At 61.1% G+C, this 15,014-nt stretch carries 12 protein-coding genes; 9 read left to right on the top strand and 3 right to left on the bottom strand.

Translation table 11 applies throughout. The features are described from left to right. Positions 1–69: 69 nt before the first annotated feature. Entirely contained in the window at positions 70–5,859 is a 5,790-nt protein-coding gene (locus tag EII11_RS05895) for an SCO7613 C-terminal domain-containing membrane protein (RefSeq protein WP_124870033.1), read from the bottom strand. Between the two features lie 653 nt (positions 5,860–6,512). On the opposite strand from EII11_RS05895, the gene EII11_RS05890 reads away from it, so the two are divergent. The 7 genes from EII11_RS05890 to EII11_RS10510 all read left to right on the top strand — a co-directional run bounded on the left by EII11_RS05890 (position 6,513) and on the right by EII11_RS10510 (position 10,686). After that, positions 6,513–7,385 carry an ABC transporter substrate-binding protein gene (locus EII11_RS05890; RefSeq protein ID WP_124870030.1) on the top strand — a complete coding sequence of 291 codons (873 nt, stop codon included), beginning with the start codon at positions 6,513–6,515 and terminating at the stop codon, positions 7,383–7,385. 35 nt (positions 7,386–7,420) lie between these two features. Beyond that, positions 7,421–8,305: an amino acid ABC transporter permease gene (locus EII11_RS05885; protein WP_240623081.1), complete on the top strand. Its 885-nt coding sequence runs from the start codon at positions 7,421–7,423 to the stop codon at positions 8,303–8,305. After that, a complete protein-coding gene (locus EII11_RS05880; protein ID WP_124870028.1) occupies positions 8,305–9,051 on the top strand; it encodes an amino acid ABC transporter ATP-binding protein in 747 nt (248 codons plus the stop codon). The genes EII11_RS05885 and EII11_RS05880 overlap by 1 nt, the downstream gene beginning before the upstream one ends. 136 nt (positions 9,052–9,187) lie before the next feature. Next, entirely contained in the window at positions 9,188–9,646 is a 459-nt protein-coding gene (locus tag EII11_RS05875) for a 2-thiouracil desulfurase family protein (protein WP_124870025.1), read from the top strand. Positions 9,647–9,928: 282 nt separating this feature from the next. Next, positions 9,929–10,177: a ribbon-helix-helix domain-containing protein gene (locus EII11_RS05870; RefSeq protein WP_124870022.1), complete on the top strand. Its 249-nt coding sequence runs from the start codon at positions 9,929–9,931 to the stop codon at positions 10,175–10,177. Next, a complete protein-coding gene (locus tag EII11_RS05865) occupies positions 10,174–10,431 on the top strand; it encodes a toxin (protein WP_338068041.1) in 258 nt (85 codons plus the stop codon). Before EII11_RS05870 ends, EII11_RS05865 begins: the two co-directional genes overlap by 4 nt. A 66-nt stretch (positions 10,432–10,497) precedes the next feature. Further along, positions 10,498–10,686, top strand: coding sequence for a hypothetical protein (locus EII11_RS10510; protein WP_165867081.1), 189 nt, complete (start codon positions 10,498–10,500; stop codon positions 10,684–10,686). A gap of 100 nt (positions 10,687–10,786) precedes the next feature. On the opposite strand, the gene EII11_RS05860 is transcribed toward EII11_RS10510, so the two are convergent. Both EII11_RS05860 and EII11_RS05855 read right to left on the bottom strand, forming a co-directional pair. Further along, positions 10,787–12,133 (bottom strand): ABC transporter permease family protein, encoded by a 1,347-nt coding sequence (locus tag EII11_RS05860; RefSeq protein WP_124870019.1) that lies wholly within the window; start codon positions 12,131–12,133, stop codon positions 10,787–10,789. Continuing rightward, the gene (locus EII11_RS05855; protein WP_124870017.1) at positions 12,130–13,017 is read right to left on the bottom strand and encodes an ABC transporter ATP-binding protein; all 888 of its coding nucleotides are present in this window, start codon (positions 13,015–13,017) and stop codon (positions 12,130–12,132) included. The genes EII11_RS05860 and EII11_RS05855 overlap by 4 nt, the downstream gene beginning before the upstream one ends. 264 nt (positions 13,018–13,281) lie before the next feature. On the opposite strand from EII11_RS05855, the gene EII11_RS05850 reads away from it, so the two are divergent. Together EII11_RS05850 and EII11_RS05845 are read left to right on the top strand one after the other, a co-directional pair. Then, positions 13,282–14,055: a nitroreductase family protein gene (locus EII11_RS05850; protein ID WP_240623080.1), complete on the top strand. Its 774-nt coding sequence runs from the start codon at positions 13,282–13,284 to the stop codon at positions 14,053–14,055. Positions 14,056–14,108: 53 nt separating this feature from the next. Continuing rightward, complete coding sequence (locus EII11_RS05845) at positions 14,109–14,825, top strand: hypothetical protein (protein WP_124870014.1); 717 nt, start codon at positions 14,109–14,111, stop codon at positions 14,823–14,825. The last annotated feature ends 189 nt before the right edge of the window (positions 14,826–15,014 follow it).

The raw sequence follows: 15,014 nt of genomic DNA, 5'->3' as shown, positions 1-15,014 counted from the left end.
ACTACGGCAGCATGTAGATTGCAGCCTCCGCCAGCACCTCACGCCCCACGCTGACGTTCCCTCAACGCCTTAGCGCAGTGCCCGCACAGCCTCGCCCAATCGGCGGGCGTCACGCAGGCGCGCCTCGTAGGTGGAAGCCACGACCACGAGGATGAGGCCCGCAACGCTCAGCCACACCCACCAGGGGATCACGAGCTCAGGCAGCGCGGTACGGACGGCAATGACAGCGTGGATGAGGGCGGCGATACTGCCCGCAAGCAGCGGTGCCTGCAGCCTCCCGTGAGCGCCAATGACAATGACAACCACCACAAGGACGGTGACAAGGCCGATACGCCAGGCACTTGGCGTCACAATCTCAGCCAACACGGGCACGACAAGGAGGGCAAACAGCGCAGGAGTGATCGTGACCCAGGAACGCCAACGTGTCTCACCGCGCACAGCGACAAGGCCCACGATGAGGAGCGCCACGCCCAGGGGGACGGTGAACAGTTCAATCTCGCCCCGCATCCCTGTCACGAGGTTTCCCACGAAGGAGTAGGCGGCCGCGAGCGCAGCAAGGCCTCCGGCAATGAAAGCGCGGATGACAATATGACGAACTGTTGCCGCGCGGGTGGCCTCGTCTGTGAGCGTGTGCGAGGTTGCAGGACCCCGCAGGGCAACGAGGATGGCAATCACCGGGAGAGCGTTGAGAACGCTGAGCGCACCATAGGCGATGTGCTGTCCGGTTTCGAGGCTACGGAAGAACCCTTCATTGCTGATGATGGCGGCAACGAGTGCGACTCCTCCGCTGACGATACTGCTGATGAGCAGTGGCATCAGGTGCGAGAGCCAGTGCTCCTTGCCCTGTATAGCCCAGGAAGTGATCGTGAGGGAGATCAGGGCCGCCACTATGACGACGATGCCGATGGCGTAGTCGACTGCGCCAGCCTGTAGACCAAATAGAGCCCTGGCCTGCTGTGGCATGGTGAGGAGCGTTCGACTGAGTGTGAAGGTGATGAGGGCGATCAACGCTGCTACATGACTGCTGACCACGGCGAATAGTCGCACTGAGCCGACAGTGACGCCGGCACCACGCTTCCATGCGCTTACTGCAACCCACAGGCTCAATACCAGGCCGAGTGCGCTCAGTGCCGCCGCGTAGCCACTGCTCCACAACGGTGAACTGACGACGTAGAGCACAGAACCAACCCCGAATAGCGGGGCGAGAATAAGGCCACCGCCGATCATAAGAGGCGTGAGTGAAGCGTAGAGGCGTTGAGCCGACAGGCCGTAGAGTTCACGCGCTCGGCTGACGTCAGCATCATCCCCTTCACCTGCGGTGAGCGTGTTGAAATAACGCACTGCCCACATGTTCGCCGCAGACAGTGCTGCCGGGATAAGTACCAGGACTGGCTGCCAAGCCTCGGGAAGTTTGGGGGAGATGAGCAGGCTGCTTGCATAGGCCATCACAATGGCAGCAACACGCATGAGGCGGATAGGCGTTGTCGACCACCGTGGCGGCTCGGCGTAGAGGATCACTGTTCCGGCTAGAGCGATAAACAGTAACGCGACGCCTATGTCTGAGGATGTTGTCCCGATGATAAAGAGTGCGATTCCGGGCAGTGGCAGGGCGGCCAGCGCTGCATACAGCCCGTGCATGCGATTGGGGCGTGAGCGTAGTACGAGGGCACCTACTGCGGTGAGGAACGCGCAGCAGGATGCGACGGCCAGCGGCCACCGCTCCCACGCGAAGGGAACAGGAATATGAGCCAGTGTTGCCCACAGTGCGGCGGGTAGTGTTGCTACGCTCAGGCGTGACAGAGCCGCCCATGCGCCGTGCGTAGAGCGCTTCGTGGGCGCTGCATCTGCTTCATCAACAGGCTGTAGTTGGCGGGCCTTTTGGCTGCTGAGGATGAACACTGCCCCACTGGCACACAGGATCACCAGGGCAATGAGCATGTGGTTCATCTGAATCTGCGTCAGTAGCCTCATGAAGGCATCGGGTTTGTCCTGATGTGCCTCACCCAGGATGCGAGTGGCGTTAAGAACTGTCAGGCTTCCGATAATGGTCGTTGCGATTGTGGCGACAATCGGCGTTGCCCACACGCTGATATGGGCTTTCTTCGTGCCCTCTGGGGTGCTCGCGTGGAGGAGGGTCCGCATCAATGTTCCCAAAGCCGTGCCCGCGCCGACACTAAGAATCAGCAGGCCAATAAAGTCCGTGGCGGATGCCGATGTCGGAATGAAGAAGGCGAAGGCTGCGGCAATACACACATCAGCGACAGGGGTTAGGCGCGTTTTTGACAGGGCGTTGACGGTGATGGCGGCTCGTCGTGCAGGGAGGCCAACGATCAACGTCACTGCGACGATCGTCAGAGGGAAGACGACGCCGTCAGGCAGCCGGTAGCTTCCCATGAGTTGTCCCAGGGATGCTGCGGCACATATTCCTGCCGTGAGGCTACTGGCCCACATGGCCGGGTGGAGGCGTTCGGGCACACGCAGCAGGTGAGCGCTCACGCTGATCGCCGCCGACGTGATAAGAGCAAGGATCGTGAGCCACGGGCGCGAATGGGTGGAGGCTGTGACGAGGGCGCTTGCGATGAAGGTGGCGATACTGCCAGTGGCGAGGGAGGCAAGTAGCCACTGGCCTACCCGACTGTAGGAGGCAGGGCGGGTGGCAAAGCCCAGGGCGCTGGCGGCAAGGGTAAGCGTCAGGGGTGCCATGACGAGTAGCGGCAGCGGGTTATTCAGAGTTGCCTGAAGAAGCACTGGCCCGTAGAGTCCAGCAACCCCGGCTCCGATCCAGGCGATGGGCGAGCCAGCTTGCACCTTGCGGCCTACTACCCCGCCCAGGATGACGAGGGCGACGACCGCCGCGCACAGTCCCACGCCGTCGTAGATGCTGGCGGTAGCGGTGCTCAGCATGAACGTCAGGCTCAGAAGGTGGAGGCCGACAATGGCGAGGATCGTGATCGCGCCTGATAGCAGGTGGGCGGGTGTCCCCACCGGGCTTTCACCCGTACTAGAAGAAGTGGGTGCAGCCACGCTTGATGGGCGGTCGGCGTCGTGACCCGTAGCGCGTGCGGCTTTCCGTTGCGAGATGGCGGCAAGGATCAGGAGGATCAAGGCTGAGAGTGCAGCCGATACGCCCATGACGGTGGGGGCTTCAGCGATGGATAGCCACTGGTTGCTGGTGCTTCCTTGCGTGGAGTGCACTTGGGTCATGGCGTGTCCAAGGGCCGCCAGCGCTGCCGTAATAAAGAGGGGCAGGGGGGCGGCGAGGGCGCGGGTGCGTGGTTGAGTGTGGCGAGCGGCGGCGGGAAGAAGAGTAAATCCTGCGCCGGCAATGAGGGCGGCCGCGATGCTACTTGCCGCGATGCTGCTGGTGCTCATCCACAGGCCGCCCTCGGCGGGCAGTAGGAGCAGCACGGTATTGAGGGCACTCAGCGCTGTTGCCCCACCGGCAAGGATCCAAGTGTCGGGGGCTCGAAGGCGTGTCGTCCACACCAGGGGTGTGAGGGCAAGAGCGCCAGCGATGAGGAGCCCCCACAGGGGGGTAGTGTCAGCCATTCCCGCAGGTGCGATGACAAGGTGGAGGTGTGTACTGAACGCTCCAAGAGTGGCGAGGATCGTGCCCAGGGTGGCGCGTAGAGCGTCCACGCGAGCGAGTAAGGACGGGCCCTCCGAAGGTAGGCCAGGGTGCGGCAAGGCAGGATGTGGCAGGCTGGCTTGCGGCAAGGCAGGCTGCGCGAGGCCGGCTTGCGGCGAAGCAGACTGTGACAGGGCAGGGTCTGCCAAACCGGGGTGTAGCAGGGCAGGATCAGCCGCAGGCGTGGTGTCGCATGGTGCGTGGGCGCCAGCATTGATCAGGAGGGCGCGAAGGAGGCCTGCGATCAGGACGATTCCGCTGATAAGTGCCGCCTGAGTGCTTCCCCATTCATTGACGCAGAAGGCTCCGATGGCGCTGAGACTCATGAGCAGGTCCATCTGCATGGGCACATTGATGCCTGCGGCTGGTTTGCGCCAGATTCCCCCGGCCACAGCTCCAACGGCTACGAAGACGCACAGCAGAATACTTGCGAAAAGACTCGACAGAGCCCACGCACTTACGACCGCAGCAAAGATCCCAATTCCGATCAGGAGATTGGCCCGTTTCATCCACAGGGCTGCTCCGGCCTGGCCTCGTCCCAACAGGCGGTACAGGCCCGCCGCACAGAGGACGGCGACCAGCGTTGCCCCGCCAAAGGCAAGAAGCGTGGGGGATTCGATGGTGAAGATGTCGGGGTTGGTGGAGAAGGCGCGTCGAATCAGAACCTCAAGGCCATGCGGTGTGGTGGTACCCACAAGCAGTGGCAACCAGAGAATCCCCAGGGTGATAGTTGCGACGAGGCCCACCCTGCGTGCCCGCGGGCGGATAGCTGCATCGGCGATGACCAGGCCCAGTCCTGCCAGCGCTGCGAGGGCCGCCGGAGCCCAGGCGAGGCTGGGTTCAAGGCGGTGCGCAGTGTAGGTGGCCGCTGACATCCATGCCGCTGCTGCGAGGATCGCGGCCGAGTAACGCAAAGGATTGAGGCTGTTCCACTGCTGCGAGCGGCCAAATGCCGCCATTTGAGCGATCAGTGCCGCGACGATGGCGACATGACCGGCCACTGTCCACGCCCAGGGTTCGGGTACCTTGAACCATGACGTCATCAACCATGGCGTGCTCACGACGCTGAGGCTGGTGATGTGGCTGGCCGCAATGACGATGCCTGCTTCTAGCACCCCTTGGGTGTTGGCGCCATGGGGTTGTGGTGTGTCAGCGCTGCGGGCGAGTGTCGCATACCGAGTGAGTGGCGGAATGAGTGCGGTTGCTGCGACAACTCCAGCAATCCCCAGGGGGATAAGTGCTGGCAGTTGGGCGCTGTGTCCGAACAGTCCAAGAACCAGGCCGCTTGCGGCGGGAATGCACGCAATGGCGGCCATAATGCGTGGTGCTTGCAGGTGGGAGATCCATCCCCAGCCCAGGCACAGGATGCTAATGAGGGTCAGGGCGCTTCCCCAGTACAGGCTGTTGGGGGTGGAGGCGAGGCCGAAGAAGTTGAGTGCTTGAATGGCCCAGGCATCCAAGGTGAGAAGGATGCCCCCAAGGACGGCCACACCTTCAGCCGTAGCCGTGAGTTTTCGCCATCGGAGCACGCTGGCAATCCCCATGGTGGACAGGGTGATGGCAGCGGTAATGATGGCCTTGGTGGTCAGGCTGAAGGTGACGAAGGCGACGGTGAGGAACACGGCCGCTGCAATGGCTAGGAAAGTAATGCCCACGGCGAGGATCAGCATGGGGGCGGTCAGTGTTTGACGAGGCCGGGGCGCTGCGGGCGTGTGGGGAGGTGCTGCGTTGAGTGGGGGCGTGGGGAAAGGGAGTGCGCCCGACTGAGGTGATCCCAGGGGGGAGGCGGTGTGGCCTGCAGGTGTAGCCGCCTCTGGCGTCACGGGAAGTGAGGCTGCCGTATTGGCTGATAATGCCGGTTGGGCTGGAGGTATTGCTGCGGCGCCAAATGCTGACGGTATCGGGAGAGAGGGGGCAAGTGCCGACGTTGCTGCGACTGTGGGGGCGGCGGGTGCCTCGTCCTCGTGCGCTGGGGCGGAGCGTTCGGGGGCGCGTGAGGAGGCCATTGCGGACGTCAACAGCGAGGAGCGCTGATCGAGCAGGTCGGCAATCTGGAGGGAGTGGGCGTGAACCGCGCGTAAAGCTGGTTCGGCTAGGTTCAAACCGCAGTCTTGGCAGCGTCGGTGGCCTGTGGGGATGAGCGTGAAGCAGTAGGGGCACAGGTTGGTGCTGCGCAGGTCTTGCGCTGAGCGTGGAAAGCTCTGTGGCCGAGGCTCGTGCATACCGCTCATCGCTCAGGCTCCTTCGTAGTGGATTCACTGTGGTCTCTCGCGGCAGTCCACGAAGGCGCCGCTACTTCTGAGCTTAGTTGCAATTTCTGAACAACGAGGGTTATCCACAGGCTGACGCACAATACTTCTCTGTTATTACAGTGGGGGACAGGATTCAAACCTGACTCATGCAAGTCGTAGTGATTTTGAGGGTCTGATTCCTGCTTATATCGATTTTCTGGCGCTCCTCGTATTGAGGTTTCTCACTAATTGGATGGCTCGAATCACGAACGTTCGCCCATCTTATTCACCGCGCACGAACTGCCCCTGCTACGACCGCTACGCAGTTCACTACCCCTGTAAGCGTGACTCAGAATGATGCGACAAGAACAGGCTTTGAGCGCTCATTCTGTAACTCCGCAGACTTATCTGCCCGAAAATCCAACAGCGCTTCCACCACCCTCGTCCTCCAGTCCTCAAATTTCCAAAGTTCCATCCTCCGGACGCTGCTGACAGGAAAACCGCGCAGATACTAGCGTTTAAGGTACCCTCGCGGCCCGACCAACCCGGTCATTCCGAACCACCCCGGTCACCTCGGCCCACCAGCCATAAAAGATCGGGAGCACCTCCGCCAGGGCTGACATCTCCGCCGACCCACTTCATGGAGGCCCCTCATGTCCGTGTCCCGCACGTTCCGCTCGCTCGTTGCTTTTGGAGCAGTCGCCACCTTTGCGCTTGGCGCCTGCAGCGGCGGCTCTGCTGACACCGCCCCCTCCGCCGCCGAGGATGCTGCCACCAGCAGCTCCACCGGCCTGACCACCGTCACCGAAGGCAAGCTCACCATTGCCACCGGTGAACCCGCCTACGTCCCCTGGGTTCAAAACGACGACCCTGCCTCCGGCGAAGGCTTCGAAGCTGCCGTTGCCTACGCTGTCGCTGAAAAGCTGGGCTTCGCCAAGGACGACGTCGTGTGGACTCGCACCACTTTTGATTCGGCTATCACCCCTGGCGCGAAGGACTGGGACTTCAACCTCCAGCAGTTCTCCATCACCGATGAGCGTCGCAACGCCGTAGACTTCTCCAGCCCCTACTACACCACCTCGCAGGCTGTACTCACTGTGAAGGGCTCGAATGCCGAAAAGGCAACCTCCGTGGCTGACCTGAAGAATGTTCTTTTTGGTGCGCAGGCTGGCTCCACCAGCCAGCAGTTCCTCACCGAGCATGTCACCACCGACAAGGATCCGCAGATCTACAACAGCAACGCTGATGTCGTTCAGGCTCTCAAGAGCGGTCAGGTTGATGCGATCGTTGTTGACCTGCCCACTGCTTTCTTTATCTCCGCCACCCAGTTGGACGATAAGGGCGTGATTGTCGGCCAGTTTGAAGGCACGAAGGATGGCGACAACTATGGCCTCGTCCTGCCGAAGGGCTCAGCGCTGACTGACGCTGTCACCAAGGCGGTCGACGAACTCCGCGAGGACGGCACCCTGGCCGCACTCGAGGAACAGTGGCTGTCCCTCGCTGTGGACGTTCCCGTCCTCAAGTGACGCTGACACTCTAGATACTCCCAAAGGACACTTGCGTGCGCTCCACTGTGCAGCCTGATCCTGAAGCGACGGCGACCGAGCTCGAGATTTCTGACATCGAGCTCGGTCGCCGCGCCTATCGGCGTTCAAAGGCTCAGCGTTCTTTCGCTCTGTCGATTGTTTCCTTCCTCGTTTTCGCTGGCGCCATCTGGTGGGTGTTGGCGAACTCGCCGGGCTGGGCTCTGGTTCAGCAGACCTTCTTCTCTCCCGAACATTTCGCCCGCTCTTTCCCGAAGGTTCTTGACGGCCTGTGGCTGAACCTGCGGATGCTCATTGTGGCAGCGATTGGCGTGGCGATCCTGTCCACCCTGCTGGCCGTGGCCCGCACTTTGGGCGGCCCGATTTTCTTCCCCATCCGTTTCGTAGCGGCCGCCTACACGGATATTTTCCGAGGCGTTCCCCTGCTCCTGGTGCTGTTTGTTATTGGTTTTGGTGTGCCCGGGCTCAACCCCTCCCAACGTATTCCCGTTGAGGTGCTGGGTACGATCGCCATTATCCTCACCTACTCGTCCTACGTGTCCGAGGTATTGCGCGCGGGCCTAGAGTCCGTCCACCCCTCCCAGCGTGCGGCGGCTCGGTCGCTGGGCCTGAGTCACGGTCAGACCCTGCGTCACATTGTGGTTCCTCAGGCAGTGCGTAAGGTGACGCCAGCGTTGATGAATGACTTTATTGCCATGCAAAAGGACGTTGGCTTGATCTCTGTGTTGGGTGCGACCGATGCAATTCGTGCCGCCCAGCTCTACACGGCCTCAACCTTCAACTACACGAGCTACATTGTGGCTGGCCTGCTCTTCATCGTGCTGAGCTGGCCGCTGATCCGCTTCACCGACTGGTACACGGCCCGCCTGCGCCGCCGCGAACAGATGGGAGGTGCCGTCTGATGAACGCACCCACCACGCCCGTCCTCGACGTTCAGCGCGTCGTCAAGAGTTTCGGGTCCAATATGGTTCTGCGTGGCCTGGATTTGACTGTTCATTCTCACGAGGTTGTTGTGCTTCTGGGCGCTTCGGGATCGGGCAAGTCCACGCTGCTGCGCTGTGCGAACCTGCTAGAGCGCGTCGATGACGGCCAGATTTTCCTCTCAGGTGAAGACATTACTGACCCGCGTGTGAATGCTGACGCTGTGCGTGCTCGCATTGGCGTGGTCTTCCAGCACTACAACCTTTTCCCACACATGTCGGTGCTTGACAATGTCACCCTGGCGTCGCGCATGGTTCATAAGCAGACCCGTGACGAGGCTGAGGTGCGCGGCATGGAGCTGCTGACGCGCATCGGCCTGGATGCGAAGGCTCAGGAGTTCCCTGATCGCCTGTCGGGCGGTCAGCAGCAGCGTGTGGCTATTGCCCGTGCGCTGGCGACCAACCCTGAGCTGCTGCTGCTTGATGAGATTACGGCCGCCCTCGACCCGATTTTGGTGGGCGAAGTGCTTGACGTGGTGCGTGAGGTCAAGGAGCAGGGCAGCACGATTCTCATGGCCACCCATGAGATCAGTTTTGCGCGTTCGGCTGCTGATCGTGTGGTGTTTTTACAGCATGGGCGCATTGTTGAGCAGGGTCCGCCCGAGCAGGTCATTGATGATCCGATTGAGCCTGCCACCCGAGAGTTCCTTGCTCGTTTCTTGCACTAAGCGAATGACGCACGGTCTTTGCTGACTGATCTTAAGGCCCGCCGCCTCCTGTTCCTACAGGTGCGGCGGGCCTAGACTTTCCGTAAGTACGTTGTTTGAGCACTGTAGCGGTCGGCACATGACGGAGGTGAGGAGCATGTCTGAGGAGACCCCTCCCCTGCTGGTAAGCGCCTGCCTGGCTGGGCTCCCCTGCCGTTATGACGGGCGGGCAAAACCCGATGCCGCGATCATTGCCCTTGTTGAGAAGGGTGAGGCCATCCCCGTGTGCGCTGAGGCGCTCGGCGGGCTGCCTACGCCTCGCCCTCCTGCTGAGATCACAGGCGGGAGCGGGCGCGACGTCCTGGACGGCACGGCCCGGGTTCTCACCGCTTCTGGTGACGATGTCACCGCGGAGTTTGTTTCCGGCGCTCAGGAGGTGGCACGCCTTGCCCGGAAGGTCGGCGCGCGTGAGGCGATCTTGCAGGATAGAAGCCCATCGTGTGGCTGCACGCAGATTTACGACGGCACGCACAGCGGGCAACGGATCGCAGGTGAAGGCGTGTTGGCAGCCACCCTTGGCGGCATGGGCATTACGGTCCGCCCAGCCGACAACTAAGAACCACCGATACTGGCACACCTGGTGAAATGCAGCGCATCCCCATCTATGAAACCTTGGTGAAGCGCCCTGTGGTCAGCACTCACTGTCTAGCGCACATCAGCTTCGCCACCTTCGGCTCCCGCATGTGCATCCAAGCGGATAATGGCAGCGAAACCGCCATCTTCTTCTCTGGATGCACATGTGGGATCCGGCGTTATGAAGATCCTCTTTCAGGGCGTATTGATCTGCCTCCATTCCTTTCCCATTGCCCATCCCATAATTTCGTAATACGATAATTGCATGAAGGAGACAATCCAGGGCACACCTGTCACTGAAGAGCAGATCACAACGTGGGTGGCTGAAGCGGAGGCTGGCTACGATGTCGATGCTCTGCGCACACGCCGCCGCGGTCGACCCGGACGCGGCGCAGCGCCCGGTCAGGTCGTTACCATTCGCTTCACACCCGAAGAACTTGCCGAAGTTGATAGACGAGCTCAGGAACGTCACATTTCCCGGTCAGACTTCATCCGCAAGGCCGTCCTCGCGTGAGTATTTCTCCGCACGAGTCCGCTCGCAAACACCAGAATGCTCACCGAATAACCGATGCAGATATCCTCTATGCAGCAGCCTGGGCGCAATGGATTGAACCTCTCGATGACGAGCATCCCCAACGAGAGTTAAGACTCGGATTCGACCCACAAGGACAACTATCAGAGCTGGTCGTACTGATTTTCGACAGCGGAAACGAATTAGTCATTCATGCGATGAAGGCACGTCCTCAATATTTCGATCTTCTTCCATGAGTACCGATCTCCCCCGTGGTATCGATGGAGTTTTTGTGGATACCCTCTGCGCTTATCATCTCCCGCATGTGCATCCAAGCGGACAACAGCAGCGAAACCGCCATCTTCTTCTCTGGATGCACACCTGGGCGCCGATGGTGGCAGGACGTGCCACCTGCCCTTCAAGAGGGCACACTCATTGCCGGAACTCACAGGACCAACTCATTACCGGAGCTCATGGTGCCACTCACAGGGCTGGACCGCCGCCAAGAATGACGGCGGTCCAGCCCTATGCCCTAGCCGGGAGCCACAATGCCCCTCAGTTGGGAGCTGGGCTTCCCTCAAGTGAGGCTACAGTGCCCGAGCAGTCAGAGCCTTAGGCTTTCTTCTTCTCGAAGAAGCGCCCACTTTCAGCGGCTGCCACAATCAGGACAACCGAAACCAGAAGGGTGACAGCCAAGACGGTGAGCGGCACAATCGGATTGCTGACGGCCATGACCGGAGCCATGAACAGCACACCTGCCAGCAGGGCACCACCAATGGTCACCACTGCGGGGATGGCCACCTCACGACGGCGGCTGCGGTGCAAGAAGCTTGCGGTTGCGCCCATGCGATCAAGGGATTCAGCTTGCGCAGCGGTGTCCACCACGCGGATGGACTGCTGGATAGCGGTGGCAATGGCTGCCAGCACCACTGTCATGCCCAGGGTGAGGAACAGGCCGGTTTGAATATCGGTGAAAAGGGTTTCGATCTGCGCAGCCATATCTGCCGGCATGGTGCTGTCGACCGGTGAGACAGCCCGCACCAATTCGATAGCTGGAACCGTCAGGCCCACAATGAAGCCCACCAGGCTCATTGCTCCGAAAGAGCGCCACACGGCCTTGGGATTGTCAACGATGCGGCGTCCAGCCAGGAGAGTTTCAGGGCGGCGTGCGAGACGCGCAATGATTCGGCCAAGGATTTGCAGGGTCCAGGGGCCCACAAGGTTGACCACGGCAATAGCACCAGCGAAGAATCCCATAAAGATGGTCAGCACCAGGGTTTGCCCCAGGTCCAAACGCATCACAATCTGCCCGGGCCCAAACCAGAGGGCCAGCAGCACCAGTGCCACAGCAATATTCACCCACGATACCTTCGCGCGCTCCGTGCGGCGCACAACTCCCAGGGGCGTGATCATCACCTTACGCATGGCGGTCACAGAACTCAGTGCGGTTAGGCCCAACATAATGGCCCCGCATGCCACGAGCGGTACAATGCCCATCCACATCTCCCCGATCGTCAGGGGGACGCCGTGGAAGGATACGAGCTGCCAGACGGGCAAGAATGCCGCGTAGAGGACGCTGCCCACAGCGATGCCGACGGCCGCATGCACCAAGGTGTCGAGCATGGCTGCACCTTGTGCGGGGGCGGGCGGTAGGCCGATCAGGCGTTGCACGGCCAGCGCCTGCGCCTTGCGGCTCACTCCCAGACGCGCAGCGGCTGCCCCCATAGACAGGGCGGGAATGACAACGAGGACGGCAGCGAAGATGGCCAGGGGCGTGTAGGGCTGATCTTCCATGACCGAGTTGATGGGGTGAGCCTCGCGTCCCATGAAGGCATAGACGCCACCAATCACGCTGAGGAACACGGCGTGAGGCAGGGCTAGGGCGAGGATTGTCAGGATTGAGGTGGCTCGGTCCCGCGAGCGCAACAGTGCTCGGGAGGCGACAAGGAGCTGGTTCATTGCTGGCCTCCCATGGCGGTGGGTGCCTGATGCGTGGAGGACACAGCGGGCTGGCCACTTGCAGGCTGCCCACCGGCAACCTGTCCGGCGGCAGGCTCTCCAGCCACCGCTGTGGCCTCGCTTGCATTCATTACTCGCCCGTCGCGCACGCGTAGCTGCCCGGCGCACCAGCGGGCAACGCCCTCGTCGTGGGTGACGAGGACCAGCGTCGCGCCCGAAGCGCGGCATGCCTGGGTGAGGACGCTCATTACTTCGTGGCCGGTGGCCTGGTCGAGGGCGCCGGTGGGTTCGTCAGCGAAGACGACCTGCGGGTTGGTGACGAGGGCGCGGGCAATAGCGACGCGCTGGGCCTGGCCGCCGGAGAGCTGGCCGGGTCGGTAGGGTCCGTGTCCCTCTAGGCCGAGGGCGGCGAGCTGGGCGTTGGCGCGGGCAATAGCCTCCGAGCGAGGCACGCCAGCGAGCATGAGAGGCAGTGCCACATTTTCTTCATTGGTCAGCTCGGGGAGGAGCTGGCCGTCTTGGAAGACGAAGCCGAAACGTTCCAGGCGCAGTGCGGACAGGTGGCGTTCTTTCATGCCGGCGATCTCGACACCTTCAATGAGGATTGATCCTGATGTGGGGGTGAGAATACCGGCCATGCAGTGCAGCAGCGTGGTTTTGCCTGAGCCGGAGGGGCCCATGATGGCGGTTTGGCTGCCGCGCGGCAGGTGGACGGTGACGTCGTTGAGTGCGGCGACGGTGACGCCTTCGCGGTGGTAGTGCTTGGTGAGGTTGCGGACCCACAGGCCTTCGTTGAGGTTGGGCGCGGGTGCGCTGTGTCCCACCTGGGTGGTGGTGCCAGCCTGTGAGGTGTGTTCAGGAGTGGAGTAGAGGATTTCAGTCATGTATCCATCTTGCGGGCGACTTGGTGCTGTGGGCTATGGGGGTTGGCACGGATTGAGCCCCCACCTTCCCCTGACTGCCCCCGATGCGGAGCCACGCTGGGCTTAGGGGTGTTCTCCCCTGAGGATGAGGGGCACAATGGTGTGGACAGAGACATTACCGCTGTGCGCTTTGCCTTCTTATCGCTGCTGATGGAGGTGTGGCGCTGATGGAGATGCGTGTTTCTGTGTACTGTGTTGTGACTGTGATTGCTTGTGAGGATGACCGTGACTGCCCTGATTTCTAACCCCACTATTGATCTACTCCTTCGCCATCGTACGCATCGTGCTTTCACCGATGACCCCGTTGACGAGGCCACCCTGGCCACTCTTTTTGAGGTTGCCCGCCGTGGGGCGACAACCTCGTATAACCAGCAGTTCACGATCATTCATATTCAGGACGAGCAGCTCCGTCAGGAGATTGCTGCGGTGACGGGGCAGGCTCATGTGGCGGGCACGAAGGGTGAACTGTTTATCTTTGTCATTGACCTGTATCGCAATGCGTGTATTCGCCAGGCGGCTGATGCTGATTTGGTGCATGCTTCGCGGATGAATGCCTATATGGCAGGCCATAATGATGCGGCGATTGGCGCACAGAATATGGTGATTGCCGCTGAGTCCTTGGGGTTGGGTACGGTGTATTTGGGGTCGATTAATGCTGATCCGCGCCGCATGATTGAGCTGCTTGGCCTGCCGGTCTACACTTACCCGGCGTTTGGGCTGCTGGTGGGACATCCGGCGTCGGAGCCGGAGCGTAAGCCTCGTTTGCCCTTGTCGGTGACGGTGGCTGTGGATCGCTATCCCGTTATTGATGACCCTGTGGCTTTCGTGGAGTCCTTGGCTGAATACGATGCTGAGGTGCAGGAATACTACGGTACGCGCGCGTCGAATACGCGTGAGGACTCCTTCACTCACCTTATTCAGACCCGCCAGGGTTTGGGTGCTGCGGAGTGCTCGCCCATGCGGGAGGTTTTCACCGAGCAGAAGATTGGGCTGTATTAGGCCACTTCACTCGAGTGGTACTGGTGGAGGTGCGCGGGGTTTAGCATGGGGGTATGACCTCCACTGCCCCGCGCACTTCGGTTTTTATTGAACGCATTGCTCCGAATGCGGCGATGCTCCATCCCCATCCTCAAGAGCATGCCTCGGCCGTGTGCGATCTGTTGACTCGCCTGGGTTGGGCGGCCTCACTGGTGGGGCCAGAAAAGCCGGTGCGTGGTGGCGTGTTGTTTTTTGATGGGTCAGAGTTTGACGATGCGGTGTTGGGGGATTTGGCTGATGCCCTCAATGACGAGGTCGATGCTGGGGTGGCGGCCTACGCTTATGAGTGCGTTGAGACGCTGGGTGAGGACGGTGATCCGGCTTTGGTGTTTCGCCGCGTGGGGTCACATATCCCCAAGGTTGGCAATGGCGTGCTCCTTACTCACACCTATCTCTTTGACGATATGGCGACAACGTGGCTCTATGGTGCGGCGCAGGATTTGGTGAAGGCCTGCGTTGCCATTGACGAGGGCGTAACGGGTGTGCGTATTCTTCCTGTTCACTCCGGTCCTCGCCTGGGGGGACAGTCCCTGCCCCCTGGTGTGCATCCCGGTCTTGATGCTGTGGAGATTCGCCACCTCTCCCCTATTCTCGACAGTGAGGAGGCGGTCGATATTGCGCGTGATGTGGTTGATGCGTTGATTGTGGCGGGTTTGAGTGGGCCGATTATTCTCACCGATCACCGTCAGGGCGAAGAGCCTGATTCGGCTCGCCTTGAAGCACGCTATTAGTGCCGGAGGGTGCTTGACTGGTTTGGCTGCACTCTTGGCGAGGCATCACATGTGGGTCTCACGGCGGCGCTCAAGCGTTGTCATTGAATGGCTGTCACCTCCATCGCCACTGGCACCGGCTCGTTTGTGTGACACTTGTTGTCTTGGGGAGCATGTGCGACTTTAGGTGACAGCCCCGCCTGTCACACA

It is taken from the genome of Schaalia canis, assembly GCF_003858455.1.
GTDB classification, from domain to species: domain Bacteria; phylum Actinomycetota; class Actinomycetes; order Actinomycetales; family Actinomycetaceae; genus Pauljensenia; species Pauljensenia canis.
The sequence above is the reverse complement of the archived record's forward strand: the minus strand, read 5'-3'. Positions and strand labels throughout refer to the sequence as shown.